The organism is Actinacidiphila sp. DG2A-62 (genome assembly GCF_035825295.1).
Taxonomy (GTDB): domain Bacteria; phylum Actinomycetota; class Actinomycetes; order Streptomycetales; family Streptomycetaceae; genus Actinacidiphila.
Map to the genome: position 1 here is coordinate 6,148,859 of NZ_JAYMGI010000002.1, position 25,260 is coordinate 6,174,118.

Consider the following 25,260-nt stretch of genomic DNA (forward strand, 5'->3'; position numbering starts at 1 on the left):
CCCCGGCAGGAGTTGGCGCCTGTGTGAAGAAGCAGCCGCCCGCCGGGGGCTCTCCCGGTGTTGTCTACCAGGTCCGGCTTCCCGTGTCGAAGCGGACCGTCGATCTCGTCGCCGGACTGATACGCCGGCGCCGCAAGCAGCTGGGCACGCGCTGGCGCAAGGCCGCCCCCGGCACCCAGGCGATCGTCGTGCTCGCTGTCCTGCGTCACGACCAGCGCCTGGCCGACATGGCCGGCGGCAACGCGGTCTCGGCCGCCACCGTCCGACGCTGGGTCCTCGAAGTACTCGACCTGCTGGCCGCGAAGGCCCCACGTCTGGACCGCGCCCTGAAGAAGATCGCCCGTTCCGGCGGTGCGGTGGTCCTGCTGGACGGCACCCTGGTCCGCACCCGCCGCCGCACCGGGGCGGCCAACCGCAAGAACTACAGCGGGAAACACAAGGCCCACGGCCTGCTCTTCCTTGCTCTCACCGATGAGAAGGGCAACCTGATCTGGATCTCCTCGGCCCGTCCCGGCCGGGCCAGCGAGATCACCGCCGCCCGCCACGACCACATCACCGCGCATCTGCGCGAGGCCGGCCTCGGCGCCCTTGCCGACCTCGGCTTCGTCGGACTGGACGACGACCCTGACGACAATCCCGTGATCATCACCGGCCGCAAGGCGACGCGCTCCCGCCGCCTCACCGACGCCGAGAGGGAGGCGAACCGGCTGGTCAGCCGCGAACGCGCCGCCGTTGAGCACGGCTTCGCGAACCTGAAGACCTGGCGCGTCCTGACCAAGGTCCGCATGAACGCCCGTCACGCCACCACCCTGCTGCGGGCCCTGCTCGTCCTAGCGAACTCCGAGGTCCGACGGTGACGAACGATCACCCCAAGACGATCAGGCCCTCGGCCTGCACGAGCACCCCGTCACGGACTCACACCAGTACCGCGACCTGCGAATTCAGGGTGAAACGATCTCAGTGGGACGACGGCTGCACGCCGATTGCGTCTAGGTAACTTATAGAGTCAGATATGTGCACTTGATGTTAAATCGGGTGGATCCTTATCGTTTCCCACATGAACCTCACCGTCCTCGCGGCCTCGGGCCGCACCGGAATTGCCCTCACCCGGCAGGCACTGGAGCGTGGCCACTGTGTGACCGCCATCGCGCGTCACCCGGAGCGGATCGCTCTGCCCGATTCTGCCAACCTGCGGAAGGTGGCGGGAGACGTGAACGACGCGGTCGGCATCGCCGCCGTTGTGAACTCGGATTCCGTCGTCCTGTCCGCACTCGGCACCGATCAGGCGGGGACGCTGCTGACCGGAGCGCGGGCTGTGCTCGCAGCCAGCCGCAGCGGGTGATCTGGCTCGGCGCCTACGGCACCGGCGCGTCGGCTGACGCAGCGGGCGAGGGTGCACGTGTGCTCGCCACCGTGCTCGGCGACCGGCTGGCGGACAAGATCGAAGCGGACAACCTTGTGCTCGCGGCCGGAGGCACCGTATTCCATGCCGGGGTGCTCGACGACGGGGCGGAAAGCCCCCGACGGCGCACCGCCGGCCTGGACGGCGGGCCTCTGTTCGACCTCGGCGCGAAGGTCAGCCGGGAAACCGTCGCCGCGGCGATGCTCGACGAGGCCGAGAAGCCTCGTTTCCCCGGCGCCGTGGCACTGCCGTTGGCGCAGTAGCTCACTAGGCGGCGATCTCCACGAGTGAGGCCCTGACCTGCTCACGGAGCCAGACGTGCGCAGGGTCGGAATCGAAGCGCTGGTGCCAGTTGCAGTTGATGGCCGCCGCCTCGGACTCCACCGGCAGCGGCCGTTCCACCAGGCCGAACGCCTTGATGAGCGGGCGCCCCAGCATCTCCGTGCAGGTAACCAGCGCGTCACTGCGGGCGGCGATCTGCAGGGCGGTGGACACGGTGGCCACCGCTGCTACCACTTGTCGCCGCAGACCTTCGCCAGCCAGCACCTCATCGATCGATGCGGTGAGGCGGCCGCGCCGGGAGATCACCACATGCGGCTGCGCCGCGTAGGAGCCCAGGTCCAATGCGGCGGCGCACGGATGGTCCGCGCGCATCGCCACGACGAGCCGGTCGGCACCGAGCAGCTCGGAGCGGAACTCGGGCAGACCCGGCCGGCTTCCACCGAGTTCCAGCTCGACCCGGCCGTGCCGCAGGTCGTCCGTGTCCACGCGGTTTTCTGCCAGCACCCTCAACTGCACCCCGGGAGCCCGCTGCTGGATCCGCTCCACCAGCACCGGCACCAAGGCCGCGGCCACCGCGTCATGACACTGGACCGTGAAGATGCGCTGCAGTTCAGCCAGGTTCAGCTCGCGGGCCGGTGACAGCACTTCGTGCGCCTGCCTGACCAGCCGGTGCACCTCCTCCCGTACCGAGACCGCGTACGGCGTGGGGGTCATGGAGTGGCCGGTACGCACCAGGATGTCGTCCCCCGTGACGGCGCGAATGCGGCCCAGCGTGCGGCTGACCGCAGGTGACGACAGGTGCAGTCGCTCGGCCGCGCCCCTGACGCTGCCCTCTTCGAGCAGTGCATCCAGCACGGTCAGCAGATTCAAGTCCAAGTGCATGAAAGTAAATCTTAGCCAGCATTAGGTCCATTTCGATTAACTCTGAAGTGCCCGTGAACCAGCATCTGCTTGCCGCGACCGTCGACGCTGTCCGTCAGGCCGGCGCCCAGATGATGACCCGCTATTCGTCTACCGGGCTCCGTCCATCCGGCCTGCCGGAGCTGCTCACACAACTCCGGGCCAACGACGCGGCCGTCGTCGAGTCGTTGCGGCCTGCCCTGGCCGAGGCGCTGCCGAATGCGGGTTGGATGAATGATGAACACGGATCAGGTCCGATTGCTGCGGGCCAGTGGTGGCTCATCGACCTGGTCGGCGGCAACGTCAACGCCGTGCACGGACGGCCCGACTGGAACATCGGCGTGTGCCTGGTCCGTGACGGCCGCCCGGTCCTTGCCGTGGTCTATGTGCCTGCGCTGGACGAGATGTTCACCGCGACCGAGGGCGGCGGGGCGTTTCTGAACGGAGTCCGGCTGCAGGTTTCGTCCAAGACGTCGCTGGACGGCACACTGGCCGGGACCGGCCAGGCCAAGCCGGGGCACGACCCGCAGCTCGCGGTGCGGACGGGCTCCGCCGTGACGGCGATGCTGCAGTTGTCCGCTTTGTGCGTGCAGGTCTCCATTCCGGTCAGCGGCCAGCTCACCCAGGTCGCCGCCGGCCGGGTGGACGTGCACTTCACTGGCAGTTCGACAATGTCCGCTCCCACGCAGCAGGCGTCCTCCTGGTCCAGGAGGCCGGAGGCGTGGTGACCGGCATGGACGGCACACCCTGGGAGCTGGCCACCAAGAGCTACCTCGCTGCCGCACCCGGCGTGCACGGCGCCGCGCTGGAGGTCCTCCCCATCTGACGGGGAACCTGCCGCTTCGCACGCTTGTCGACTACTTCATGCGCGCGTGGAGTGCGTGGCCGCCGCGTTGTGCCACGTGGCCCAGCAGGGCCCACACGGCTGCGGCGGCCAGCAGCCACACCACGGCGACGGAGGGCAGTTCGTCCCCGACGAATCCGACCGCCAGCGTCACGGTCAGCGGCGGAAGCAGGCGGCCGAGCAGTCCCGTCCAGCTCGCACGGGTGTCCTCGGCGGGTCGCGCCACCAGCGCGGCGAGTGCGGCGATCACCACGTAGCCGGCGAAGCTCGCACAGAGCACCCAGCGCACACTGGCCGGCAGGTGGTCGTGCCGGTGCTCTATCAACGCGCCCAAGCCTGCGGCCAGGGCCGTGAGGGAGCCGGTGGTGATGCAGTGCAAAAACAGCACCAGGCGCGGCGGGAGGGCGAATTCGCGCAGGTTGGGCACTCCGCCGTATCCGTGCACCAAGGAGAGCTGCCAGATGCACACCAGCAGCAGGAAGCCGGCGGAGCCCGAGTGCCTGCAGGGTGCGGTCCCACGTGGTGTCGGAGCTGGCGATCACGAGCTGGGCGATGCCCTCGCCGAGGACGATGATGGTGAACAGACCCAGCCGCTCGCCCAGGTGCGTCGGTGCGATGTGGGTGAAGGTGAAATCGAGCTCTTGCTTGTCGCGATCACTGAGGCCGCCGTGGTGCTCGGCGCGCTGCTTCAGCGCGGTTCGGCGGGCCTGGATGTTCTCTTGGAGGTTGCGGGCGGACAGGGTGAGTGTGGCCCACAGGTCGACGGCAAGGCCTGCGGCCCAGAGCCAGTAGCGGGCGGGCCCGTCTACCCAGATGGAGACGATCCAGGGCATCACGCCCGCGCCGAACTGCGCGAGGGGCCAGTCGACCAGCAGTTCTCGGCGCCGGCGCCAGACTCCGCTTGCCACGAGGCGGAGCAGGACATAGGTGATGGCGAATGCCTGCAGATGCTCGCCTTCGTGCACACCTGCAACGGACGCGGCCAGGATCGCCATGCCGAGCATGGCGCTCAGCATGGTCCAGCTGCGCGCCCGGTCGCCGGCGGCGTTGCCGTAGACCGTAAGCACATCCAGATCGTCCAAAACGCGAGGAAGAGAAGGATGTACTGTCCGACGTCCCGCAGAGACGGCTCTCCGTGCAGCACGTGCGCCAGTTGTGCCGTACCGACGACGACGATCAGGTCGAAGAAGAGTTCCAGCCAGGTAGCATGCCGCTCCTCATCCGTGGGTCGCGGTGCGTTCTCTTCACTGGGTGCATCGGACACAAAATCCCCTAAGACATGCTGGCTTGGACGCTCTCCCTCCACGTCACCGATCCTGCGGAGTCCCCCAGGAGGCAGATGACGCGGGACCGCTGGTTTCGGCTTCGCGCCGGGCTGCGACCCTGCGAGTGCTTCGCTTCAGGTCAGCAGTGTGGTCAGCAGTCTTGCTTGCCCGACGCTGTCCGCTCAGCAGGGACACGTGGTGGGGGCGGGATCTCGCTCACCACAAGTCCTGCGCGCGCTGGACGGTCCATGCGGGGGCCTGCGAGTGATCGGTGGCGGTGATCACGACATCGTCGCCGGTGTCGGCTGCCCGTCTGCGTGCGGGGCCGAGCAGGGCGATCAGGCCGAGCTGATAATCGTCGGGCAGTCCGCCTCCGCCTCGCCTGTCGGCGAGAACGATAATGCTGCCATCGTCCAGCGTGGCCGTGATCTGCTGCGGCGAACTCGTGAGCGCGGAGACAGTGTCGGATCGGGCTAGGACAGCAACGAGCCCCAGGGCGCTATCAGTGCGCTGGCGGCGTCCGTAAATCCATACGTGGGCCATGACGGGCGAGTTCCTCGATCGTCGCGGTCTTGCGGGGTGTCGGAACTCATTTCGGCTCTCTTCTTACTCATGGGCTCGCGGAGCCTTGACTGGCGTGACGGGGGCGAAGTAGTTACCGGCAAGGATCAGCCGGAGAACATCGTTGAAAGCACGGACCTGCTCCTCGGGCACCCGGCCGACGAACTCCTGGAATGTCTGGCGACGGTGAGCGAGATCCTCACCGAGGATTTCCTGCGCGCGCGATGTCAGAGACACGAGCTTGACCCTTCGATCAACGGGGCTCTCTCGTCGCTCGACCAGCCCGAGCTTCACCAGACGATCCACGTTCCGCCCGGCCGCGTGCACGGACAGCCCCAGTCGTTCAGCCAGAGACTTGATCGGCATCGGTTCCGAGTTGGCCATCGATGTCAACACGCGGACCTGGGTGAACGACAGCTCGTAGTCGGCCATGAAGCTCAACCCTTGGGCGACGATCAGGTTTTGGAGTCGCTCGCCGAAATCCTCAAGGTTCTCAAACAGCGCTGCACGATCATCCATAGCCACGATGATAGCGGTGGCGCGATAAAAATCCTAGCGCAACTATCGCTATCGCTGGGACATAAGGCCTCCAGACCGCGCCCCCCTCCAGGCAAGATCAGCTTGAAGACGGGCCTAGTCTGCCACCGTGGCGGATTGGGGTGCTGCAGAGGGGGTCGTCGGCTTGGGTTGGGCACGCGGCAACAGGAACGACAACGGGGTGCCGAGTGCCGCGAAACCGGTCGCGCACCAGAAGGCCGTCTGAAAGCCGCCGACGGTGCCGCTGCTCGTCGAGGCATGGAGGATGACGGCCAGAACTGCGACCCCGAAGGCGCCACCGATCTGGGTGGCAACGCGGCTGATGATGCTGGCGTGCGGGACATCAGAGCGTTCGATTCCGACGTAGGCCACGGACATGAGCGGGATCGTGACCGCACCCAATCCGAAACCGCGCACCAGCAGGGCAGCCATGAGAAGCCACTCGTTCGTGGCGGTACTGGCGAACGCGAACGGAAGCGTGCCAGCGGCAACGATCGCGAATCCCACGACACACACCCACCGAGCGCCGATGCGGTCGGACAACTTCCCGGCCGTCGAGCGGCTGAAGAACGTGCCGATCCCCTGCGGAATGAGGAACAGTCCCGCCCCGAGCGCGTCCGCACCGCGGAGCTGCTGCCAGTACAGGGGAAGCACGAGCATCGCGCCGTAGAGAGCGACGCCGGACAGGAAAAGCAGCGCGGAGGAGGTGGCCAACGGACGGTGGGCCAGCAAGCGCACGTCTACCAGCGCCAGCTTGCGGCGCTTGCGAGCCCAGGCGACGAAGTGAGGTTCCCCCGCTGCGCGGGAGTGGCTGACTAGCTGGTCAGGGCGGGTTGACGGGGTTTCAGGTTCACTGGTTCGGTCGCTGCCTGGTTGGCGTAGTGCTTCTCCTCGACCGGTTCTACCGCGCCGACACTGCCCGAGGCCGTACCCACAGCGGCGGCGCCGGCCTCGGCCTGTCCATCGTCCACTCCCTGATCACCATCCACGGCGGCCGAGTGGAAATCGACACCTCCCCCGGGCAGGGCGCCACCTTCCGCATCGTGCTCCCACTGCACACCGACACCGCCGTCTCCTGAACACGCCGCGGTATGCCCGCGTGCACCAACGACTGATGGCTACACAGGCTCCGCGTCGCGTCTTGGCGTCGGCCTACATCGTTCCACCGATGCACGCATTCACCTCCGTCGAGTGATCATCTCTTCCTCAGACTGTGGAGTATTTCTTCGGTGTGTTCTCCCAGGTCCGGGCCTGGGTGGTCGATCGGCAGGGACACCGGTCCGAGCAGCGGCACGATGCCTGGAAACGTGACGGTGCGTTCGCGTCCATTGATTTCGGTTTGAAAGTCCTGCAGCATTCCGCGCGCGATGAATTGCGGGTCGACGAGAATGTCCGCGGCGGTGTTAATTGGCCCTGCGGGGACATCAGCCTGGTCCAGGGCCTTCAGCACCTCTGTGCGGACGAGAGTCGAGGTCCACGTTTCAAGGGCGTCGTCGAGTATGTCTCGTGCCGCCCATCGCTGGGCGTTGGTGGCCAGGTTCGGGTCGCGCGCGAGGTCGGGGCGGCCGATGGCTTCCATGAGCCGAACGAAGATCGAGTCGCCATTGCCCGAGATCACGACGCTGTTGCCGTCCTTGCAGCGGTAGGCGTTAGACGGCGCTATGCCTTCGAGTCGGCCGCCGGTGCGTTCACGTTCGATCCCGTACGCAGTGAAGTCCGCGACAAGGGACTCCATGACCGAGAAGACGGCTTCGTGCAGGGCGACGTCGACGGTCCGCTCCGCGGGTGCCCGCCCCCGTTCTCCCGCCTGCCTGCGCCGTTCGCGCTCAAACAGGGACATCACCGCGCCGAAGGCCCCATACAAGCCGCCCAGCGAGTCGCCCAGCGACACACCGGTGCGCGAAGGCGGTCGATCGGGTTCGCCCACCAGCGCTCTCAACCCGCCCCATGCCTCCGCGACAGCCGCGAACCCCGGACGTGAAGCCAGGGGGCCTGTCTGCCCGAATCCAGAGATGCGCACCAAGATGAGTTCCGGGTTGATCTCTGTCAGGTAATCCGGGCCCATGCCCCAGCGTTCGAGTGTGCCAGGACGGAAGTTCTCGATGAGTACGTCGGACTGCCCGATGAGTTCGAGGACCGCACGCCGACCCTCGGGCGTGCGCAGGTCGAGCACCACGGACTTCTTATTGCGATTGATCGTGCGGTAGAGCATCGAGGTGGATCCGGCATACAGGCGCCAGTTGCGCAGCTCGTCGCCGGTCCCAGGCCTCTCGATCTTGATGACCTCCGCGCCGAAGTCCGCGAGCAATCTACCCGCGGTGGGCGCCGCTATATAGTTCCCCAGCTCGATGACGCGGACGCCGGACAGGGGGCGCTCCGCGCGAACTGGACCGCGCATCTCGTTTCGCGTCATGGGCTGGTCCTCGGTGCTTGCGGGAAATCGCCCGCGCGTGGAAGAAGGCTGCGAAGAGGGCTGCCGAGTTGTTGGGCGAGCCACTCAGCGGTTGTGGTCAGGGACGCGAGGTCCACAGAGGTGTGCGGGATGTCCTCTTGTCGCAGCAGGTAGCCGAGATCCTCGGTCGCAATGTTGCCTGTTGCCTTGGGGGCGAACGGACATCCGCCGAAACCTCCGACTGACGCGTCCAGCGCCACAGAGGGCAGGCCCACAAGGCGCGCGGCTCGATGCGCGTTGGCGTAGCCGGTGTTGCGGGTGTTGTGGAAGTGGAATCGGAGCCGTGCTTTCGTTCCGTGCCGTGTCGTCATCTCGGCCATGTCAAGGACTTGACGCGGTGATCCGACACCGATGGTGTCGGCGAAGGCGATCTCGTCCACGCCCAGGGCAGCGATCCTGGTGTAGACGCTCTCCAAAGCCGCGAGAGGGACGGGGCCGCTGAAGGGGCACCCGAACGCCACGGCGAGCGTCACCGTGACCTGGATTCCTGCCTCTTTGGCGATCCGGACGCAGTCCGCGGCTGCGGTGATCATTCCGCTCACGGTGGTGTTCTGGTTGCGCACGCTGAACGCGTCAGTGACGGGGACGACGATGTTCATCTCAGCGCAGCCGGCCAAGGCTGCCCGCTCGGCTCCCCGTCGGTTCAGCGCCAGGCCGATGTAGCTGAGATCGGGACGCCTCGGCAGCTGCGCGAGCACCTCCTCGGCACCGGCCATCTGCGGTACGCGGTCCGCCCGCACAAAGCTGACTGCCTCGATGCGTCGGGCGCCGCATTCCACAAGGTGACGGATGAGCTGCACACGCGCGTCGATGGACAGTGCGCGGCGTTCGTTTTGCAGGCCGTCGCGTGGTCCTACTTCGACGATGTCCACGAACGGCGCAGATTGGTTCGCTGGCATTTGAAGCAGTCACATCCCCGTTGTGGTCGCCGGTGGGCCGATCGCCGAAGGAAGACGGGTGGGCTCAGCACGAGAGCGACCAGCCTTGGTCGAGGACCTTCAGTGCGGTTCCCTCTGGCGCGAACGAGGAGACGACAGCCCGGTGTAGCGCTCGGTGTGCGGGGGCGAGGCCTGCGTCGTGGATGGGGATGACGGTCCTGGGCGCGACGGCGCGGACGAAGTCCACGCCGTCGGCGAGTTTCATCCAGGGGCCGGCCAGTGGGGCGAGCAGGACGTCGACCTCGCGGGTGGGCAAGGCAAGGGCATCACCGGGAACGAACACGCGACCGGCGATCATGTATGACAGGTTCTCTGGCAGGGGTACCCCCGGGTAGAGCGTCTCGTGGGCGGTGCGGGTGGCGGTGACAGGCACACCGGAGATCTGGAACGCCCCGCTCTCCACCACCGTCACGTGCGTGTCCGTGCCCCGCAGTTCCCCCTCGACGTCCGCGGGCCCGAAGACGGGAACGGTGCCGGATGCGGTCAGGCGATGGATCTGCGCGGGATCGAGGTGGTCGGGGTGGCTGTGCGTGATGAGCACGGCGTCAACGGGTGCGAGCTTCTCCAGCGGCGGGGTGAGGTTTCCGGGGTCGAGGAGAATCCGAGTCCCGTGGCCGCTTGGTGTCCTCACCTCGATGAGGAGGCTGGAGTGCCCCAGGTAGGTGATCTCGATGGATTCCGTGGGGGTGTTCAGTTCCGGCATGGCGGTTGTCTTCCGAGACGGGGGCGGGTTCGGTTGCGGTGGCTGTGCATTCATGAGCGGCTTCACGTCCGCATTCCGGTGCGGGATCCGGCCGGCGGCTGCGGACCGCGCCCGCTGCCCGTGGTGTGAGACCGCACTGCTCCGTCCGAGACCACGGTCACGCGCAGCGGCGCACCGAGGCCCGACAGCTCGAGCGTGATGTCGTCGCCGTCAAGTATTTCGTCGACGCCGGCCGGGGTGCCCGTGGTGATGATGTCGCCGGGCTGCAAGGGACTGATCCACGACGCGTACTGGACGAGTCGGGCAACGTTCCAGATCAGGTCGCGGGTGTTGGCCTGCTGGCGGATACGACCGTTCACCGCGCACACCAGGTCGACGGAGTCGGGATCACCGAATTCGTCTGGTGTCACGATCCAGGGACCGAGGGGGGTGAAGGTCGCAAAGGACTTACGTGTCGAGCGGTCCTCGCCGCCGCGCATCGTGATGTCGAGCAGGCCCGTATAGCCGAACACCGCGGCAAGGGGGTCCTCCTGCAGCTGGAAGGCGGGCTGGCCGACGACGACCGCGAGTTCGCCTTCCTGGTCGAAGCGACGATCAAAGTAGGGCAGTCGAACGGTGCCCGCGGGGCCGATGACCGAGGAGGGGGCCTTGAGAAACAGGCCCAGAGAACTCACCTGGGCATTCACCTTCATCTCGGCCTGGTGGTCCGCGTAGTTCACCGGTGCTGCGAGGATCTTCGACGGATCCGGGATGGGTGCTTGTGGAGTCACTTCGTTCAAGGCGTACCGGGGGCCGTCAAAAGCCCCCGCGCGGTGACCTAGCTGCGACCACTGCGAGATCAGACGACGCATAGAGCTGACAGAGCTGTAGCCGTCCGAGCAGTCCAGCAAAGGAGTCAGGTCCACCACGTGGTCGCCGTCGACCCTGCCCACCCGGCCTGCATTGAAGCTAACCAGTCGCATGACTCGGCCTCCGATGGTTGCTGACCGGGCGGTGCCCGTAGAGCCAATGCACCTGCCTGAAATCGCTACTGCGTCGCGCGCGCAGCAGCTCGTTTCGAAGGTCGGCGGTAGTTCCGCTGGCGTGCACGATGCGTCCCATCGCCCGCGCCCAGCGCTGGACGGTGCCCGCAACATGTGCCCGCTCGGCCTCGTATCTTTTGAAGGCAGTCTCGATGTCGGTCTCTGACGTGACGCACTCGGCAAGGCAGGCGACGTCTTCCAGTGCTTGGCAGCCGCCCTGCGCGAGGTACTGCACCATGGGGTGCGCTGCGTCACCGAGCAAGGTGACGCGGCCGTCGGACCAGCGTGGGATGGGTGCACGGTCGACGATCGACCAGACACGCTTTCGGTCGAGCTGGGCTGCACCTTCCATGACGAGGGGGTGCTTGCCCTCGAACCGTTGCGCGAACTCGCTGGCGTGATCCCAGCCGGATGTGTCAGGGCCACGGTGGCTGCCGGAGAAGACGGCTACCTGGTTGTAGAGCGACTTTCCTCGCACCGGGTATTGGATCAGGTGCATGGACGCGCCGACCCACCAGGTCATGTCATCTTTTCCCTCCCGGTCGGCTGCGTCGGCGTAGGGCACGGTGCCGCGGTAGGCGAAGTCCCCGGAGTGCACCAGTTCGTCGGGGCCTACGACGTGGCGGCGTACCACGGAGTGAAGACCGTCGGCTCCGATCAGTGCGCGCGCGTGGAGCTGTTCGCCGTTTGCGAGTGACAGCCCGATGTCGCCTTTGGCGTCCTTGCTGATGCGGGAGAGTCGGCAGCCGGTCCGGATCCGCACGAGCCCGGTGGCCTCCGCCGCCGTGAGCAGCCCCGCGTGAAGGTCACTGCGGTGGGTGACCATGTACGGGTAGCCGAAGGCAGCCAGGAACTGGCCCCCGAACTCGAGCTGGGTCAGGACCTCGCCCGTGGTGGCGTCGCGCATGGTGGCGGCGGGCGGGAACACGGCGTTCTCACCGACGACCTCCAGGACGCCGAGGTGGTCGAGCACCCGCAAGGCATTGGGGCCGAGCTGGATTCCTGCGCCGATCTCGCCGGTCTGAAGCGCTTGTTCCAGGACGAGCACGGGGTGGCCGTGCCGGGCGAGGGCAAGGGCGACACCGACGCCTCCGATGCCAGCGCCCACGACGACAAACGGCAACGCCGAGTGAGTGTTCATGTGCGGTTACCTTCCGGGGTTTCGCAGCCTCTGCAGCGTCGGCAATGCCGGCCGGCCAAGGTGGGGTTAGAGCAGTTCCCGTCGGCCGAGCCCGATCCGTTCCAGGACAGGGCTGTCCGAGAGCACGAACAGGTCGCTGCGGGTGTGGGCACGGTGCACGACTGCCTGCCATGAAGGGATGACGAACACATCACCGCGCTTCCATGACAGGTCTCGGTCGCCGACCGTGGACATGCCTTCGCCGTGATGCACGAGAACGACCGAACTGCCCACTTGCCGTTGCTTGCCCGTGGACCCTGAACGGCGGATGCGCAGCATTTCTGCGCGCAGGGTCGGCATCACGTCATCGCCGGTCGTGGGGTCGGTGAAGCGGAGCAGCGCGCTGTCTTCTCCGGATTCGGCGAGGTGCGCTTCGAGCGCTTGGTCGGTGGCTTTCCAGCGGTAGGCGAGAAGAGGCGAATGCCTGCCCAAAGACGCATCCGGCATCACCTGTCGGGCTGGCGTCAGGCCGACACCCCCGTACAGCTTCTCGGAGCGGCTCTTGACCGACGCTTCGTAGAGTTCGCCGTGGCCCGCCCCGTCCTCGAAGAAGACGGCGTCCAGGCTCTGGACCATGGGCAGGTCGAGGCCGTCGAACCAGATCATCGGGGAGTCGCTCGGATTGTCGTGGGCGTGCCAGTTGAAACTGGGCGTCAGTACAAGATCTCCCGGCTCCATGAGAACCGGGTCGCCGTTGACCATGGTCCAGACGCCGCTGCCCTCCATCACGAACCGGAGCGCTCCGGGACTGTGGCGGTGCGGTGGAGCCGCCTCACGGCCGTTCAAGAACTGGATGCCGGCCCAGAGCGTGGGCGTGGCGAAGGGCTTTCCGTTCAGGTCCGGGTGCGCAAGGGCCAGGACGCGGCGATCGCCTCCGCCCTCGACCGGGACGAGTGCACCTGCCTCCCTGGCCAGGTTGCGGATCGTCTCCCCGGCCCAGAGGTGCGGCGTGATGGTCCGCGGTGTCTGGGGCAGGAGCCCGGATTCGCGCCACAGGGGCCTGACGCTTGCCCTCGTGAAGTCTTCGTACATGCGCTGCAAGCGATCCGTGCTCGTCTCACTCGCCATGATCGACTCCCATCGGGACATTACTGTTCGTGTACGGAGCTTATGCTGGCGGAGACCTTGGGTCAACAACGGGATCCCGTGGACGCTCTCCTGGTCAGCCGACCGCGTCGGCGCGGCGCACCAGGTAGTCGTATCCGGCCCGGTATTGCTCCTCCGACCACACGGTCTCCCGCTTGCTGGCGATCTCGGCTTCGTTGGACCAGCGGGCGGGGCCGCCGGCGGAGAGGGCTTGGAGCTGGTTTCGGCACGCGCGTTCCAGCAGCACCGCGCGCATGACAGCGACGGCGAGGCTCGAGCCGACCGTCACCAGGCCATGCCCCGGGATCAGCGCACCGGCCGAGTCGCCCACGGTGTCCGCGAGCGCCGACCCCGTCCGGTCGTCGCGGATGAGGTCGCCCGACTCGTAAAACCGCGGGATGTCAGGGGCGAGGAAGGGCACCGCGTCATGGGACAGCGCACGAAGCGGAACGTCCAGGGAAGCGAAGACACACGCGGACGGGGCATGGCTGTGCACCACCGACGCGACGTCCAAACGTGCCTCCATGAGCCGGGTGTGGATGGGGTATTCGATATGCCGCCCGCCTTCCCCGAGGAGGACCTCGCCCCCGGGGAGACGAGGACCACCTGCCGTGCGGTGATCTCCTCGAAGCCCCAGGAAGCGGCCTTCATCCACACCCCGCGCCCGTCGGGGTCGCGCGCGCTCACGTGCCCCCACACCATGTCGGTCTGCCCGGCGAAGGCGAGAGCGCGGTGGGCCCGAGCAACCGCTTCAGTTGGGTCAGTACTCATGGCATCCATCTCATCCGTTCGTATGCGGACTATCTGCGTCGATGGGGTCTGCGTATGCTCAGCCTGCAGGCCCAGGCTGATGGTCTCTATCGGTAGGCGACTCGCCGCAGCTGGTTCAACAGGCTCTTCAGCTCTGCGGGCGAGAAAGGCTCAGCCAGGATCTCGTTGACTTTTCGGACGGCCGGCTCCAGTTCAGTGAGCAAGGCCATCGTGCCGGCGGCCGGGCGTAGCAGCTTGCGCCGCCGGTCTGCGGGATCGAACTCGCTGTCCAGCAGGCCGCGTCGCATGAGGCGGCCGACGATGTCCGACGTGCTTGACTTGTCCAGCGAGGCCCGTTGACCGGCTTCGCGCTGGTCGAGCCGGGCGTCCGTCGCAACGGCGGTGAGCAGACCGTACTGTGCAGGTGTGAGCACCGATCCCACGTGTGACTGCCAGTGGGTCGCGTGGACCTGTTCGGCGCGGCGGATGAGGTGGCCGGGCGTGGTCTCCAGCCTCATGTGCGCGATGCGCGCGTCCGTGGCCCCGTCGGTTCGCTCGGGGGCCGTGGGTGGGTTGCCGGCGTAGGCCAGCGCGGCGAGCAAGTCCACGAAGCCGGGCCGCTCTTCGAGGGAGAGCGGTTCCAACAGCGCGCGCTGCACGGCCTCCACTCCCACCCACAGGTAGCGCAAGGAGGTCTGGGTGGCGGGGGTGGGCGTGATGGCGTTGCGGCGTGCGTCGAGAGGATCGCGGACGCGGCGAATCCACCCATCGCGTTCCAGCCGGGCGCAGACTCCGGCGGTGGTGGCCTTGTCGAGCGACACAATCTGCCCGAGAGTGTTTTGGTCCAGTGCTCCGGCTTGGACCAGAGCGGTCAGCGCTGCGATCTGCGGGCCGGTCACATCCCCGCTGAACTCAAGCGTCCACAGCGCGGTATGGGCTTGCTGCGCCCGACGCAGCAAGTGCCCCAGCGTGCTCTCCAGCGGCATGGTGGGCGGGCGTTTTGCGCCCTGCTTCCTGGAGTCGCGTGCAGACGAAGGGGCAGACACGGGCACTGGCTCCTCTCGGAAACGGTCCTTCGATTGTCCCTGCATCTGACTTAACGCTCCCAGGAGGCGAGCGCACCGGTAGAACATAGTGGATCCGTGATCCAGGAATCATCGATGTGCGATCGGGCCTCTGTGGGCGCCGAGGTGTCGGTCCTTCGATGGGCCACCGGCGCGTGGCTGACATTGGAAGTCGCCTCGCCGCTCCCCCGCCACAGCGCTGTGCACGGACTCGTCAGCCGAACGGCTTGTCAGGGTCGGGGGCCGGCACTTCGACGATCGGATCATCCACGTTGTCGTACTCGAGCCGGAGTGCTCGGATCATCGTTCCGTGCGCCATGTAGAGACTGACGATGTAGGAGAACTCTAGGATGGCCTCGTCGGGGAGGCCATCCTGCAATACCTCGACTACCTTCGGCTCCACCCGCCCATGCTCCGAGGTGATCGCATCTGTCAGTGTGAGCAGTGCCCGTTCGACGGGTGTGAACAGAGGGCTCACCTGCCAGTTGGGGATCGCTGCGATTTCCTCGTCGGATATTCCGGCGAACATCCGTGCGGACTTGCAGTGTTGCGAGAAAATGAACTTGCAGCCGTTCACCCACGCCTGCCGCAGGACGCCCAGCTCCCGATGCCGGGGCGACAGACTCAGCTTGGATTCGGGATCGGCGGCCATCAGAAGGAAGTCGGCGCTGTTGCGAAGGACGCTGGGCGAGAGGGCGAAAGTGGTCCACCAGTCGCCAGGAGTGCCGCTGGCGGTACCGGGTTCGGCGACCGGATCGCGGTCACCGAACGTTCGCCGGTAGTGCTCTCGGATGTCCGCATCCTTGACCTCGTGGAGTGATACCTGTCGAAGCAACGGCATGGGTCGCTTCCCCTCTTCTCTGTTTCATCCAGCTTCATGAGCACGTCGGTCGGCGCCGCAGAGCCTGGACCTCAGGCCCCTGCGGCTCCGGGCTTGGTGCGGATCGTCGGTCAGTGGGCGCCGGGAGGGCCGGCGTTGAACTTCTCCGCGGCGCTGTAGTCCGGGATTTCGTACTGCTTGAACGCGTCGGTGAAGTGCACGGCCCGAAGGGTGTCGATGTTCAGCATGTACATGGGCATCCGGGTGAACAGGCCCTTGCCGGACATCTCCAGCATCATGGCGTTCGGCCCGTGGCTCATGCCCCCGGGAACCACCGCCGTGAACCCGTCCTTCGGTCCACCCGGAATGGGGTCGCCACCGCCGAGCATGAGCATGATCTCGTCGTAGTCGACGTTGCGGTGGTACGGCTGGATGGGAGCGGCATCACCCGTCTGCAGCGGGCGCGGGCACATCGTGACGATCCAGACGCCCTCGGCCTCGAACGTTGCATGGGTGACGGGCGGTACGTCGAGGCGTTCCGATGTCAGGGGCCTGATGTCGGACAGGCGAAGCCGGAACGGGGTGACTGATCCCTGCCAGCCTTCCACATCCAGGGGGTCGAACGGGTAGAAGATGGAGGACAGTTGTTCCTCGCGCTTGACGACGATCTCCCATTCTCCCTGCTCCTGGGAGGGCGGTTCATTCCGCTCGAGTTGTGGTGTGTCCAGGACGCCGATGTCGAACGGCAGGAACTGGCCGAGGAGTCCACGGTCCGGGATCCGGATGGCCGACCTGGTTTCGATGATGTAGGCCAGGGTTTCGCCGCCCTCGGGTATCAACTTGTAGTTGGTGCCTTTCGGGATGACGAGGTACTCCAGGGGGCCGTACTCCAGGACTCCGTAGTCACATACCAGGCGGCCTGTTCCTCGTTGAGTGAGGATGGTGACGTCCCCGTCGGTGTTACGGATGTAGTAAGGGGTCGGTGTGGACCGCCTGCTCACCGAGACCTTCATATCGGCGTTGTACATGAGCAGTGTCGGCGTGGCACGGAGGTCCTCGGCGTCTTCGGCCGGGATCTCGTCCAGTTGAATACCCCGGGGGCTGATGGGCCCTTCGACCCTGGTCCAGGCGGTTGTGGGGTGTCGTCGGTACAGCTGGGAGCAGTCTCCCGCGAACCCGTCTCGGCCGTGATGCTCCTCGAAGGTGCCCTCTGGCCAGCGCAGGTGCGCCTGTCGGTTGACCGTCCCTTGCGAATGCTTGGCATACATAGCGCGGTGGAGCTCCTTTGCTGAGAGTTGTGCCCCCGTGCCAGCGGAACCGGCTGCGGGCGCAGCCGCCGCGGGTGGCCGGCAGACGGCCGTGCTGCGGGAGGTGACGTCGCCTCAACCGGATGAACGCGTGGTGTTGCGTCGGGGCGGCGGTTACTGAAGGGATTCCCGTGCCCAGTGGCCGGCACTGGCGGCCAGGTCGTCGGGAGCCGGTTCAGGTTCGGCCGGTTCTGTGACCTCGCCCGCCTGCTTCTCGAGGGCCGCGATGCCGGAGAAGAGGCGGAACGAGCCTGGCGGCAGCTCTCCGACCTGGCGCGCCGAGGAGAGGGCGTCAGACCACCAGGCGAGGTCGTCGAGTGTTACGGACAGGGCGACGTCGGTGACGGGGTCGACCGGCTCGTCCCGGTCGTTGAACGCCTGTTGCACGTCACCGATCAATACGGAGTTGCGCAGCGGCGCCATCTCGCTCTCGATCGCGACGTGAGAGAGGTGCTCCACGGCGCGCACACCTCCGTAGGGGCCGCTGCTGTATCCCACGAACGCGGCCGGCTTGTTCCTCAGGGCGTAGCTGATCCAGATGCTGTCGAGCGCGTTTTTGAGTTCGCCCGGGACGCTGTGGTTGTACTCCGTGGTGACGAACAGATAGGCGTCGCCCTCTGCGATCTTGTGGTTCCACTTCCGAACGATGGGCGTGGAGTAGGTGGGGTTGGAGAAGTCCCCGACCGTCGCGAAGGTCTCTTGGAACATGGGCAGCGGCCAGTCGCGCAGGTCGATCAGCTCGACGTCGAAGCGCTCGTGCTCGCCGGCGCGGCGGAGCACCCAGGGAACAACGCGGTCTGCGGCCCGGCCGGGCCGGGTACTCCCGACGATCACCTGCAAGCGGTGCGATTCAGTCATGAGGCGCTCCTCGCGTCCGTGCGTGCGGCGGTCCGGATAGCCGCCCTAAGGAAGCGACGGCAATGTACTCCGTGTACTAACGTATGGAGCCTCGCGGGGGCTGTCAATACGAAGGACTTCGCCTATGTGGCTAAAATTTGTCCGTATTTGACCTCAACAAGCGAGGCCTCGTAGCGCTGAGGAATTGAATACGTGTACAAACTAAGGGTGCTGTGGGTTGCGGCGTGCCGTGCTGCACTCAGCAGCTCGGTGCCTTGCATGGAGACCGGGCGCCTCGTGGGCGCAGCCCGGCCGGATGAGGTGTCCGGGGCCTGCTGCCGCTGTCGTCGTGCACGCAATGCACACGCCGCCGACGAGCCATGCCTGGTGTGCGGCTGGGCTGGCCGTTCTGCCTGCGCAGCAGATCCCGAGACTCACGCACTGGTGGGGTCGTGCAGGGTGTCGTTGGGCTGCTGCTCGACCGCTCGGCTTGAGCAACTGGCGCCGGCCGTCAGGCAGTTGGATCGCGCAGGTGGCCTGCGTCTGCTGCTGCTGTGCCCGCCGAGGCGGGCGCAGCAGCAGTGAACTCCACTGGCCCCGCCTCGGCGTCGGCCCAACTGCCCCGCCTGCAGCCGGAGAAGCATCCCCTGCCCACGAGGCACTACTGGCTAGTTGACCAGCAGGACCAGGCGGCCTCGTACGCGTCCGCTCTCGCTGACGCGGTGGGCTTCGGCGATGTCAGCGAGGGGGAAGGTGCGGTCGACGGGAAGCCAGAATCGTCCGCTCTCGATGAGTTCGCCGATGGTGGCAAGAGAGTCGAAGCCGTGGCCGTCGACGAAGCCGTTGCTGAAGTGCACTCCGTGCTCTTTGGCCCCGTGGAAGTCGGCGAGGGTGATGACGTTCTGTGCACCGCCCGCCATGTCGATGAGCTGGGGCAGAACACCGCTTCCTGCGATGTCGAGAGCGACATCGACGCCGTTCGGGGCGAGAGCGTAAACGCGCTCGGTCATGCCGTCGCCGTAGGTGACGGGCTCTGCGCCGAGCAGGCGGAGGTAGTTCTGATTGGCGGCGCTGGCCGCGCCGATGACGCGTGCACCTCGGGCGACGGCGAGTTGGATGGCAGTGCTGCCGATGCCGCCGGAGGCGCCGTTGATGAACAGAGTCGTTCCGTTGGTGACGCCGAGTTGGTTGAGCGATCGGGTGGCTGTCTCCAGGGCGATGGGGAGTCCGGCGGCGCCGACGAATCCGAGGGAGGGCGGGATGATGGCACGGAAGGTCAGCAGTGCCAGCTCGGCGGCCCCGGCGCCGTCGTCGGAAATGCCGAACACGCGGTCGCCGACGGCCACGTCGGTGACGCCTTCGCCGACCTCGTCGACCACGCCCGCGACATCGCGGCCCGTGGTCTGCGGAAGCTCCGCACCGAAGCTGAGCTGGCCCTGGCGCAGCTTCCAGTCGGTGCCGCTGATACCGGCGGCACGGACGGCGATGCGGACCTGGCCGGGGCCGGGGTGCGGATCCGGCAGGTCCACGATCTTCAGGACCTCCGGGCCCCCGTACTCGCTGAACTGTGCTGCTTTCATGATTTTTCCCTTCAGATGCATGGGGTTGACGCAAAGGGTGCTATCTGCACCCTGCGGGAGGATCGGTGCGGGGGCACCGGCAAGACGGGGCGGGTACGCCGCCCGGGGTAGTGCGGGGCTGGGACGTCAGTGGGCGGCGACCGGCGCGGCGTTGGGATCGACCTTCAGTGGGCCGCTGCGGAACAGAGCGGCGGTCAGGATGGCGCACACCAGGAACACGGCCGCCGCGATCCAGAACACCAGGTGATAGCCCGCGATGGTGGCGTTGGCCACGGTTGCCGCCTGGGTGGCCGACTCTGCGTGGTCCTTCAGGTAGGCGGTCATCGCGGTGACGGCAAGCGAGCTGAACACGGCTGTGCCGATGGATCCGCCGATCTGCTGCGTGGTGTTGACCATGGCGGACGCCACTCCGGCCTCTTGGGACTGGACCCCGCTGGTGGCGGCGTTCGTCGCCGACCCGAAGATCATCCCGGATCCGAGGCCGAGGACGAGCAGGCCAGGAAGCACGCTTCCGGCGTAGGCGGTGCTGGTCCCGATGCCCGTGAACAGCGCCATGCCGATGACTGCGAGCAGGCACCCGGCCGGCACCAGCGGGCGCGGCCCGACACGTGGCAGCAGAGCTCCCGAGATGATCGCACCCACGATGAGCAGGCCGACCATCGGCAAGAACGCGATGCCGGTCTGGACGGGGCTGAACCCTAGGGCGTCCTCGAGGTAGTAGGTGAGGAACAGGAAGACCGCGAACGATCCCACCCCGGCCAGTCCGATCGACAAAAACGCCGCTCCCCTGTCGCGGTCCAAGATGACACCCAGGGGCAGCAGTGGGTGGCGGGTGCGACGCTCGATCAGTACGAAGACGGCCATGAGCAGCAGACCGGCGACCACCGGCCCGAGCGTTGATGCATCGGTCCAGCCCTTCGAAGCGGCGTTACCAAGGCCGAACACGACTCCGAACAGGCCCAGCACGCTGACGCTGGCGCCCCATATGTCCAGGCCAATCCGCTCCGGCCGGTCGCCTTCGCGGAGCCAGAGCAGGGCACCGATGAGGGCGACCGCCGCGATCGGCAGATTCACATACAGGCACCACCGCCACGACATGCTCTGCGTCAGAACGCCGCCCAGCAGCAGTCCCACGGCGCCGCCGGCCCCGAGACTGCGCCAAAGATTCCGAAGGCACGTCCCCGTTCGGTGGCGTCGTGGGCGAAGGTGACCGAGACCAGGGACAGCGCTGCCGGAGCGAGCATCGCACCGAACGCGCCCTGGGCGATGCGAGCGGCCAGCAGCATCGGGAAGCTTTCGGCCGCGCCGCCGAGTGCGGATGCCAGGGCGAAGCCACCGACGCCAATCAGGAACAGCAGCTTGCGGCCGAAGAGATCCGACAGACGGCCCCCCAGCAGCAGGAGACTGCCGAAAGCCAGGGCGTATCCGGTCACCACCCACTGCCTGGCATCGGTGGAGAACCCTAGATCTTGCTGGGCGGTCGGCAGCGCGATGTTCACGATGGTCGAATCCAGGACGACCATCAGCTGCGCCAGACTCAACACGCCCAACGCCGTCCAGCGCCGGGCCGCTCCCGATGCGCTGCTTGCACTACCGTGGTCGCCGACCTCGAGGAGAGCCGTCTGTCGGCTGCTTCCTGTCGGCGGGGTGTCGGAACTCATGTGGTGTCTCTCTTCTTACTCATCAGCTCGGTGCTTCTTGGCCGGTGTGACGGGGGGCGAAGTAGCTGTCGGCAGGGGGCAGTCGACGGAGAGCCGTTGAACGCACGGATGCGCCCCTCGGGCGCTCGGGAAAGCCGCACGCCTTGCGAACCGGCGGTCCAGCGCGCATATCGGGCCTGGCGCGCAGGAGGACTTCGGCGAGGGCTCGCCGTGCGTTCCTCCTGCACCGGCCCGGCCCTGCCGTTCAGGTTCGGCAGTGGCCTGCTGAAGCCCTCAACGGTCGCGGTCAGTGCTGCACGATCACGCACGCCGAAATACTAGCGATGGCGCAACTAAAACACAACTGCGAATATCGCTACCCCCTACCTATCGCTAGGTGGCCATGATGCGCGCCGAGTACGCATCCATGGGAGCGTGCCACTCCGTGGCACGCATCGAGACCCGGCGCAGAGCGGGCCGCGTTCCGGCACCGAGCTCGGGCTTCCCGAAGAGGGAGCGGCCGGAGCCGACAAGCGATGGTCGCCGGCCCCGACATTGACGCTTCCCGGCCTGCCGCCCCGAGGCGGGCCGGCGCCACGACAAATGCTGGATTATCAGCAGTGGAATAAGTCTGTATCAACGTTTCACTGGTGTATATCGGCCCGCCTTCCCTACCGTCGGAAGCACTCAATGCCCAGGAGGGCGCCGTGGACATCAGCGTCTGCCCATCGCGAGCACCATGACCCCCGTCCCCCGGTATGCCAGCACAGGTAGGTGGACGGTGAGGGCACCGTCGTGATCATCCGCCGGGGATGGAAATGGAGATTCCACAGCTGCGCGCCAATGCCGCCGGAGCCTGCCCCTGGATTCCGGCCCACTGCGCCGACGGTCTTCGACCATCTCGGCGTCGGCGTCCCGGTGCCCGAATCGACGCGCCCACCGGGACGTACATCCACGATCCGGCCGGACGGCTGCTCAAGACCCCGACGTTCGATCCTGAAGACCGTCAATACCTGCTGGCCCACCGGAACAAGCTGATCGAGCTCGTCTCCCCGACGCGGTACGACGGCACAAATCCGGCTGTCCACTGGGCTGCGGCGCACGGAGCAACGTGGCCCGTGGCACAGGACCCGTGAACCTCAGAGGATCGCTCACCGGTGCGTGCCGTGTGACGGCTCGGCCTCCGAAGGCCAGGCGAACACCGGCTCATCCACCACTGGAGGGTGGCGCACACACTCCACAGGGCTCTTGCGTCGCCCACGAGTTGGCCGTCGACGGGCCGGCTTGGCGGAGGCCGCGAGGAACGCACAGAAGAGGAAAGCATGTTCTACGAGATACGCACCGAGCACGCCCGTCCCGGCAGTGGCCCCGAACTGACCCGCTATATGGACGTGACCGTCATCCCACTGCACCAGGAAAGGGGGATGCAGGTGCTGGAGCATTCACGGTGAGCGATGACGAGAACAGCTTCGTCTGGATCCGCCGCTTCGAGGACGTCGCGGATCGGCAACGGGTCTTGGACGCCGTCCACCAAGACCCCCGATGCGCGTCCATCGTGGCGACCGTGTCCGCGCTGACGGACGGCATGGCGTCCACCATCCGCCTGAATCCCACCCCCTGGTCGGGCCTCAGGTGATCGCGTTCACATTCCCGCCCATCTAGCCATCGACGGCGGCCGTTACCTGCGTCTTCGAACGCGGGCCCTGGTGCCCACGATCGTCCGCCTCCGTCTCGCCTCACCTAGCACAGCCGAACGACATGATCGCCGATCATCCCTGAGGGATGCCCTATGACCGTCCATGCGCGCCTGATAACGAAGGTCGGCGGCCTATGATCGACTGGCTGGAACTGGCCGAATCAGTCATTTCCTCACCGTGGTTGTACGCGGTGCTGGCTGCGGTGTCCTTCCTCGACTCATTTCTTCCGCTGATACCGAGCGAGCCAGTCGTGATCGTCGCAGGTGTCTATGCCGCTTCCGGGGATACCTCGATCGTGCTCGTCATCGCAGCCACCACGTTGGGCGCATTTCTCGGTGATTGCGTACCCTACGGGGCCGGACGGCTGTTGAGTGAACGAATTCTCAAACGTCTACCGCCCGGTTCCAAACGCCGGACAGCGCATGACTGGTTCGCCCGCGAACTCGATTCCCGTGGTGGCTTCATCCTGGTGACGACCCGGTTCATCCCAGTGGGGCGTTACCTGGCCACCCTATCCACGGGTCTCGTGGGGTTTCCCATGGCCAAGTACGCACTCTTCGTCGGATTCGCGACGGCGGCATGGAGCACCTACACCGCCCTCACCGGCTACCTGGGGGGCGTCGTATTCCAGGAGAACACGCTGCTGGCTATCGCCGTCGGCGTCGGGCTGGCTTTCGTGGTGACTGGTGTTATCGAAGCCATTCGCTATTTCCGCCGCCGCAGGGGCGCGGTCGCGGCGGACCCGGCCCTCAACTGAAGTGCATCTGCTCAACCTTCCGTTCCGGTGCCGGAGGCTGGCAGCCGGGCAGATAAGAGGAGGAGATCTCACGAATTGCAGTGGACTGCGCGCACCCATGACAAATCGTCGCAGTATGCCCACCGGTCGGCCATCAGGCATCCCTTCCGCGGAATTTGGTACCCATGGACGTTGGACACATACTGCTGCTGGTCTTCGCGGGTGTGGTGGCCGGCGGAATCAACTCACTCGCCGGCGGGGGCTCGCTGATCACGTTCCCCAGCCTGATGGTGACCGGTCTTCCCACGGTCGAGGCAAACGTCACGAACTCGGTCTCGGTCTTTCCCGGCTACGTCTCCAGCGTGCTGGGCAGCCGGGCCGACCTCACCGGGCAGTGGCCCCGTATCCGGGCCGTGCTGCCCGCCTGCGCCGCCGGTGCGGCCACCGGCTGCGCGGTGCTGCTTGTCACGCCTGCCCGGGCCTTCGAGCTCATCGCGCCTTTTCTCGTGCTCGGCGCGGCTGCGACGCTGTTCTTCCAGGAACGTCTGCGCGGTCTGGTGGGTCATCCGCGGGCGCTCAGCCACCGCCGCCGAACGGTCACTCTGCAGGTGGTCGTCTTTGTCGGCGCTGTCTACGGCGGCTATTTCGGCGCCGCCCTGGGCGTCATGTACGTTGCCGCACTGGCTCTGGTTCTCGACGAGCCTCTCCATCAGATCAACGCCGTCAAGAACGTCCTCACCGTCACCGTGGGCGGCGTCACTCTTGTGACGTTTTCACTCTTCGGTCCGGTCAACTGGTTCGCCGTCCTGGTTCTGGGCCCGCGACGGTCGCGGGCGGTTACACGGGGGCGATTTTGGCTCGGCGTCTGCCGGGCCGCCTCCTGAAGGCGCTCATCGTCACGTTCGGCACGACGATCGGCGCCGTCTTGCTCATTCGTGCGCTTACCTGACACTCGCCGTGAACAACGCCGAGGCTTAGCTGGGGGTTCCCCGGCACTACGGAAATGACCGGTGCATGCCTCGTAGCGACCGGAAACTCGACCCAAGGCAGCCGGCGTTGCAGCCGATGGAACTGAATTGCATGCCAGTAAACCGAGGATTTACCACATGGCACTGGATGGCATAAATGTCACGATCTAACGCGGTCGACATGGACACGACACTGCTCGGCCGTATGCGGATTGCCGACCTGGTCGCCAATCTGGCGCATGCTCAGGACTCTAAGGATTGGGGACTCTTTCGGAGCCTTTTTGCCGATCGGATGACGCTGGATCTGACCGAACGGTCCGGCGAGCCCGTCGAGGAGCTGACGGCAGACGAGATAACTGCGAAGACACGTACCATCATTGATGGTTTTACCTGCACGCACCACGCCAGTTCCAATCTGCTCGTCGATATACACGGTGAGACCGCACGGTGCCGTGCACATATGGTCGCCTATCACCACGTCCCGACCCCGGGTGTCGACCACCTCACCATGCGGGGCTATTGGCACCTAGACCTCGCCAGCGCGAACGGGAAATGGGTGATACGGCGATGGGCGATCGTGCGGGCCGCACCGTGGGAAGGAAATCAGGACCTGTACCGCATCGCTCGCGAAGGAGCTCAAACCGCTTTGCCGGATTCTCACTGAAAGGGCCACGGCTGGCGTGTGCCCT

The 25,260-nt window shown here is 66.5% G+C and carries 29 protein-coding genes and 4 pseudogenes; 12 read left to right on the plus strand and 21 right to left on the minus strand.

Annotated features, from left to right (window positions below):
• The first annotated feature begins 23 nt into the window (after window positions 1-23).
• The 3 genes from VSR01_RS27595 to VSR01_RS27605 all read left to right on the plus strand — a co-directional run bounded on the left by VSR01_RS27595 (window position 24) and on the right by VSR01_RS27605 (window position 1,665).
• Window positions 24-857 carry a transposase family protein gene (locus VSR01_RS27595; protein ID WP_326449367.1) on the plus strand — a complete coding sequence of 278 codons (834 nt, stop codon included), beginning with the start codon at window positions 24-26 and terminating at the stop codon, window positions 855-857.
• 200 nt (window positions 858-1,057) lie between these two features.
• Window positions 1,058-1,342, plus strand: coding sequence for an NAD(P)H-binding protein (locus VSR01_RS27600; protein WP_326451792.1), 285 nt, complete (start codon window positions 1,058-1,060; stop codon window positions 1,340-1,342).
• 59 nt (window positions 1,343-1,401) lie between these two features.
• Entirely contained in the window at window positions 1,402-1,665 is a 264-nt protein-coding gene (locus VSR01_RS27605; RefSeq protein ID WP_326451793.1) for a hypothetical protein, read from the plus strand.
• Window positions 1,666-1,669: 4 nt separating this feature from the next.
• On the opposite strand, the gene VSR01_RS27610 is transcribed toward VSR01_RS27605, so the two are convergent.
• Complete coding sequence (locus VSR01_RS27610; RefSeq protein WP_326451794.1) at window positions 1,670-2,566, minus strand: LysR family transcriptional regulator; 897 nt, start codon at window positions 2,564-2,566, stop codon at window positions 1,670-1,672.
• A 53-nt stretch (window positions 2,567-2,619) separates the two neighbouring features.
• Here VSR01_RS27610 and VSR01_RS27615 point away from each other — a divergent pair, with 53 nt between their 5' ends.
• The gene (locus VSR01_RS27615) at window positions 2,620-3,312 is read left to right on the plus strand and encodes an inositol monophosphatase family protein (RefSeq protein ID WP_326451795.1); all 693 of its coding nucleotides are present in this window, start codon (window positions 2,620-2,622) and stop codon (window positions 3,310-3,312) included.
• A 5-nt stretch (window positions 3,313-3,317) separates the two neighbouring features.
• Window positions 3,318-3,410 carry a hypothetical protein gene (locus tag VSR01_RS27620; protein ID WP_326451796.1) on the plus strand — a complete coding sequence of 31 codons (93 nt, stop codon included), beginning with the start codon at window positions 3,318-3,320 and terminating at the stop codon, window positions 3,408-3,410.
• 31 nt (window positions 3,411-3,441) lie between these two features.
• Here the strand turns inward: VSR01_RS27620 and VSR01_RS27625 are convergent, their stop codons facing one another.
• The 7 genes and pseudogenes from VSR01_RS27625 to VSR01_RS27645 all read right to left on the minus strand — a co-directional run.
• A complete protein-coding gene (locus VSR01_RS27625) occupies window positions 3,442-3,897 on the minus strand; it encodes a hypothetical protein (protein ID WP_326451797.1) in 456 nt (151 codons plus the stop codon).
• Between the two features lie 40 nt (window positions 3,898-3,937).
• Window positions 3,938-4,495: pseudogene (locus VSR01_RS37995) on the minus strand (low temperature requirement protein A); the annotation flags it as partial.
• Window positions 4,438-4,734, minus strand: coding sequence for a low temperature requirement protein A (locus tag VSR01_RS38000; RefSeq protein WP_442785560.1), 297 nt, complete (start codon window positions 4,732-4,734; stop codon window positions 4,438-4,440). The gene VSR01_RS38000 and the pseudogene VSR01_RS37995, both read right to left, overlap by 58 nt.
• A gap of 175 nt (window positions 4,735-4,909) precedes the next feature.
• Window positions 4,910-5,236, minus strand: coding sequence for a hypothetical protein (locus VSR01_RS27630; RefSeq protein ID WP_326451798.1), 327 nt, complete (start codon window positions 5,234-5,236; stop codon window positions 4,910-4,912).
• 63 nt (window positions 5,237-5,299) lie between these two features.
• Window positions 5,300-5,773, minus strand: coding sequence for a MarR family winged helix-turn-helix transcriptional regulator (locus tag VSR01_RS27635; RefSeq protein WP_326451799.1), 474 nt, complete (start codon window positions 5,771-5,773; stop codon window positions 5,300-5,302).
• A 114-nt stretch (window positions 5,774-5,887) separates the two neighbouring features.
• A complete protein-coding gene (locus VSR01_RS27640) occupies window positions 5,888-6,115 on the minus strand; it encodes a hypothetical protein (RefSeq protein ID WP_326453851.1) in 228 nt (75 codons plus the stop codon).
• A pseudogene (locus VSR01_RS27645) lies at window positions 6,089-6,571 on the minus strand (MFS transporter); the annotation flags it as partial. The pseudogene VSR01_RS27645 and the gene VSR01_RS27640, both read right to left, overlap by 27 nt.
• Window positions 6,572-6,672: 101 nt before the next feature.
• Between VSR01_RS27645 and VSR01_RS27650 the strand changes: the two are divergent.
• Entirely contained in the window at window positions 6,673-6,870 is a 198-nt protein-coding gene (locus tag VSR01_RS27650; protein ID WP_442785561.1) for an ATP-binding protein, read from the plus strand.
• A gap of 116 nt (window positions 6,871-6,986) precedes the next feature.
• Here VSR01_RS27650 and VSR01_RS27655 read toward each other — a convergent pair whose 3' ends face one another.
• From VSR01_RS27655 to VSR01_RS27715, 13 genes and pseudogenes are all read right to left on the minus strand, one after another.
• The gene (locus tag VSR01_RS27655; protein ID WP_326451800.1) at window positions 6,987-8,204 is read right to left on the minus strand and encodes a CaiB/BaiF CoA transferase family protein; all 1,218 of its coding nucleotides are present in this window, start codon (window positions 8,202-8,204) and stop codon (window positions 6,987-6,989) included.
• Window positions 8,201-9,115 carry a hydroxymethylglutaryl-CoA lyase gene (locus VSR01_RS27660; RefSeq protein WP_326451801.1) on the minus strand — a complete coding sequence of 305 codons (915 nt, stop codon included), beginning with the start codon at window positions 9,113-9,115 and terminating at the stop codon, window positions 8,201-8,203. Before VSR01_RS27660 ends, VSR01_RS27655 begins: the two co-directional genes overlap by 4 nt.
• 91 nt (window positions 9,116-9,206) lie before the next feature.
• Window positions 9,207-9,884: an MBL fold metallo-hydrolase gene (locus VSR01_RS27665; protein ID WP_326451802.1), complete on the minus strand. Its 678-nt coding sequence runs from the start codon at window positions 9,882-9,884 to the stop codon at window positions 9,207-9,209.
• A gap of 62 nt (window positions 9,885-9,946) precedes the next feature.
• Window positions 9,947-10,846 carry a fumarylacetoacetate hydrolase family protein gene (locus VSR01_RS27670; RefSeq protein WP_326451803.1) on the minus strand — a complete coding sequence of 300 codons (900 nt, stop codon included), beginning with the start codon at window positions 10,844-10,846 and terminating at the stop codon, window positions 9,947-9,949.
• Window positions 10,833-12,047 carry an FAD-dependent monooxygenase gene (locus VSR01_RS27675; RefSeq protein ID WP_326451804.1) on the minus strand — a complete coding sequence of 405 codons (1,215 nt, stop codon included), beginning with the start codon at window positions 12,045-12,047 and terminating at the stop codon, window positions 10,833-10,835. The genes VSR01_RS27670 and VSR01_RS27675 overlap by 14 nt, the downstream gene beginning before the upstream one ends.
• 66 nt (window positions 12,048-12,113) lie before the next feature.
• A complete protein-coding gene (locus tag VSR01_RS27680; protein ID WP_326451805.1) occupies window positions 12,114-13,154 on the minus strand; it encodes a cupin domain-containing protein in 1,041 nt (346 codons plus the stop codon).
• A gap of 94 nt (window positions 13,155-13,248) precedes the next feature.
• Window positions 13,249-13,952: pseudogene (locus VSR01_RS27685) on the minus strand (class II aldolase/adducin family protein).
• Between the two features lie 77 nt (window positions 13,953-14,029).
• Complete coding sequence (locus tag VSR01_RS27690; protein ID WP_326451807.1) at window positions 14,030-14,908, minus strand: MarR family winged helix-turn-helix transcriptional regulator; 879 nt, start codon at window positions 14,906-14,908, stop codon at window positions 14,030-14,032.
• Between the two features lie 292 nt (window positions 14,909-15,200).
• The gene (locus VSR01_RS27695; RefSeq protein WP_326451808.1) at window positions 15,201-15,827 is read right to left on the minus strand and encodes a carboxymuconolactone decarboxylase family protein; all 627 of its coding nucleotides are present in this window, start codon (window positions 15,825-15,827) and stop codon (window positions 15,201-15,203) included.
• A 110-nt stretch (window positions 15,828-15,937) separates the two neighbouring features.
• On the minus strand, window positions 15,938-17,074 hold the full coding sequence (locus VSR01_RS27700) for a homogentisate 1,2-dioxygenase (protein ID WP_326451809.1): 1,137 nt from the start codon (window positions 17,072-17,074) through the stop codon (window positions 15,938-15,940).
• Window positions 17,075-17,227: 153 nt separating this feature from the next.
• Window positions 17,228-17,971 (minus strand): NADPH-dependent FMN reductase, encoded by a 744-nt coding sequence (locus tag VSR01_RS27705; protein WP_326451810.1) that lies wholly within the window; start codon window positions 17,969-17,971, stop codon window positions 17,228-17,230.
• 647 nt (window positions 17,972-18,618) lie between these two features.
• Entirely contained in the window at window positions 18,619-19,530 is a 912-nt protein-coding gene (locus VSR01_RS27710; protein WP_442785712.1) for an NADP-dependent oxidoreductase, read from the minus strand.
• A 126-nt stretch (window positions 19,531-19,656) separates the two neighbouring features.
• Window positions 19,657-21,191, minus strand: a pseudogene (locus VSR01_RS27715) (DHA2 family efflux MFS transporter permease subunit).
• A 791-nt stretch (window positions 21,192-21,982) separates the two neighbouring features.
• Between VSR01_RS27715 and VSR01_RS27725 the strand changes: the two are divergent.
• The 6 genes from VSR01_RS27725 to VSR01_RS27750 all read left to right on the plus strand — a co-directional run bounded on the left by VSR01_RS27725 (window position 21,983) and on the right by VSR01_RS27750 (window position 25,235).
• Window positions 21,983-22,306 carry a hypothetical protein gene (locus VSR01_RS27725; RefSeq protein WP_326451814.1) on the plus strand — a complete coding sequence of 108 codons (324 nt, stop codon included), beginning with the start codon at window positions 21,983-21,985 and terminating at the stop codon, window positions 22,304-22,306.
• 186 nt (window positions 22,307-22,492) lie between these two features.
• A complete protein-coding gene (locus tag VSR01_RS27730) occupies window positions 22,493-22,621 on the plus strand; it encodes a hypothetical protein (RefSeq protein ID WP_326451815.1) in 129 nt (42 codons plus the stop codon).
• Window positions 22,618-22,806 carry an NIPSNAP family protein gene (locus VSR01_RS27735; RefSeq protein WP_326451816.1) on the plus strand — a complete coding sequence of 63 codons (189 nt, stop codon included), beginning with the start codon at window positions 22,618-22,620 and terminating at the stop codon, window positions 22,804-22,806. Before VSR01_RS27730 ends, VSR01_RS27735 begins: the two co-directional genes overlap by 4 nt.
• A 194-nt stretch (window positions 22,807-23,000) precedes the next feature.
• Window positions 23,001-23,624, plus strand: a complete 624-nt coding sequence (locus VSR01_RS27740; RefSeq protein ID WP_326451817.1) for a DedA family protein — start codon at window positions 23,001-23,003, stop codon at window positions 23,622-23,624.
• 164 nt (window positions 23,625-23,788) lie between these two features.
• Window positions 23,789-24,487 (plus strand): sulfite exporter TauE/SafE family protein, encoded by a 699-nt coding sequence (locus VSR01_RS27745; protein WP_326451818.1) that lies wholly within the window; start codon window positions 23,789-23,791, stop codon window positions 24,485-24,487.
• Between the two features lie 265 nt (window positions 24,488-24,752).
• On the plus strand, window positions 24,753-25,235 hold the full coding sequence (locus VSR01_RS27750; RefSeq protein WP_326451819.1) for a nuclear transport factor 2 family protein: 483 nt from the start codon (window positions 24,753-24,755) through the stop codon (window positions 25,233-25,235).
• Window positions 25,236-25,260 lie beyond the last annotated feature (25 nt).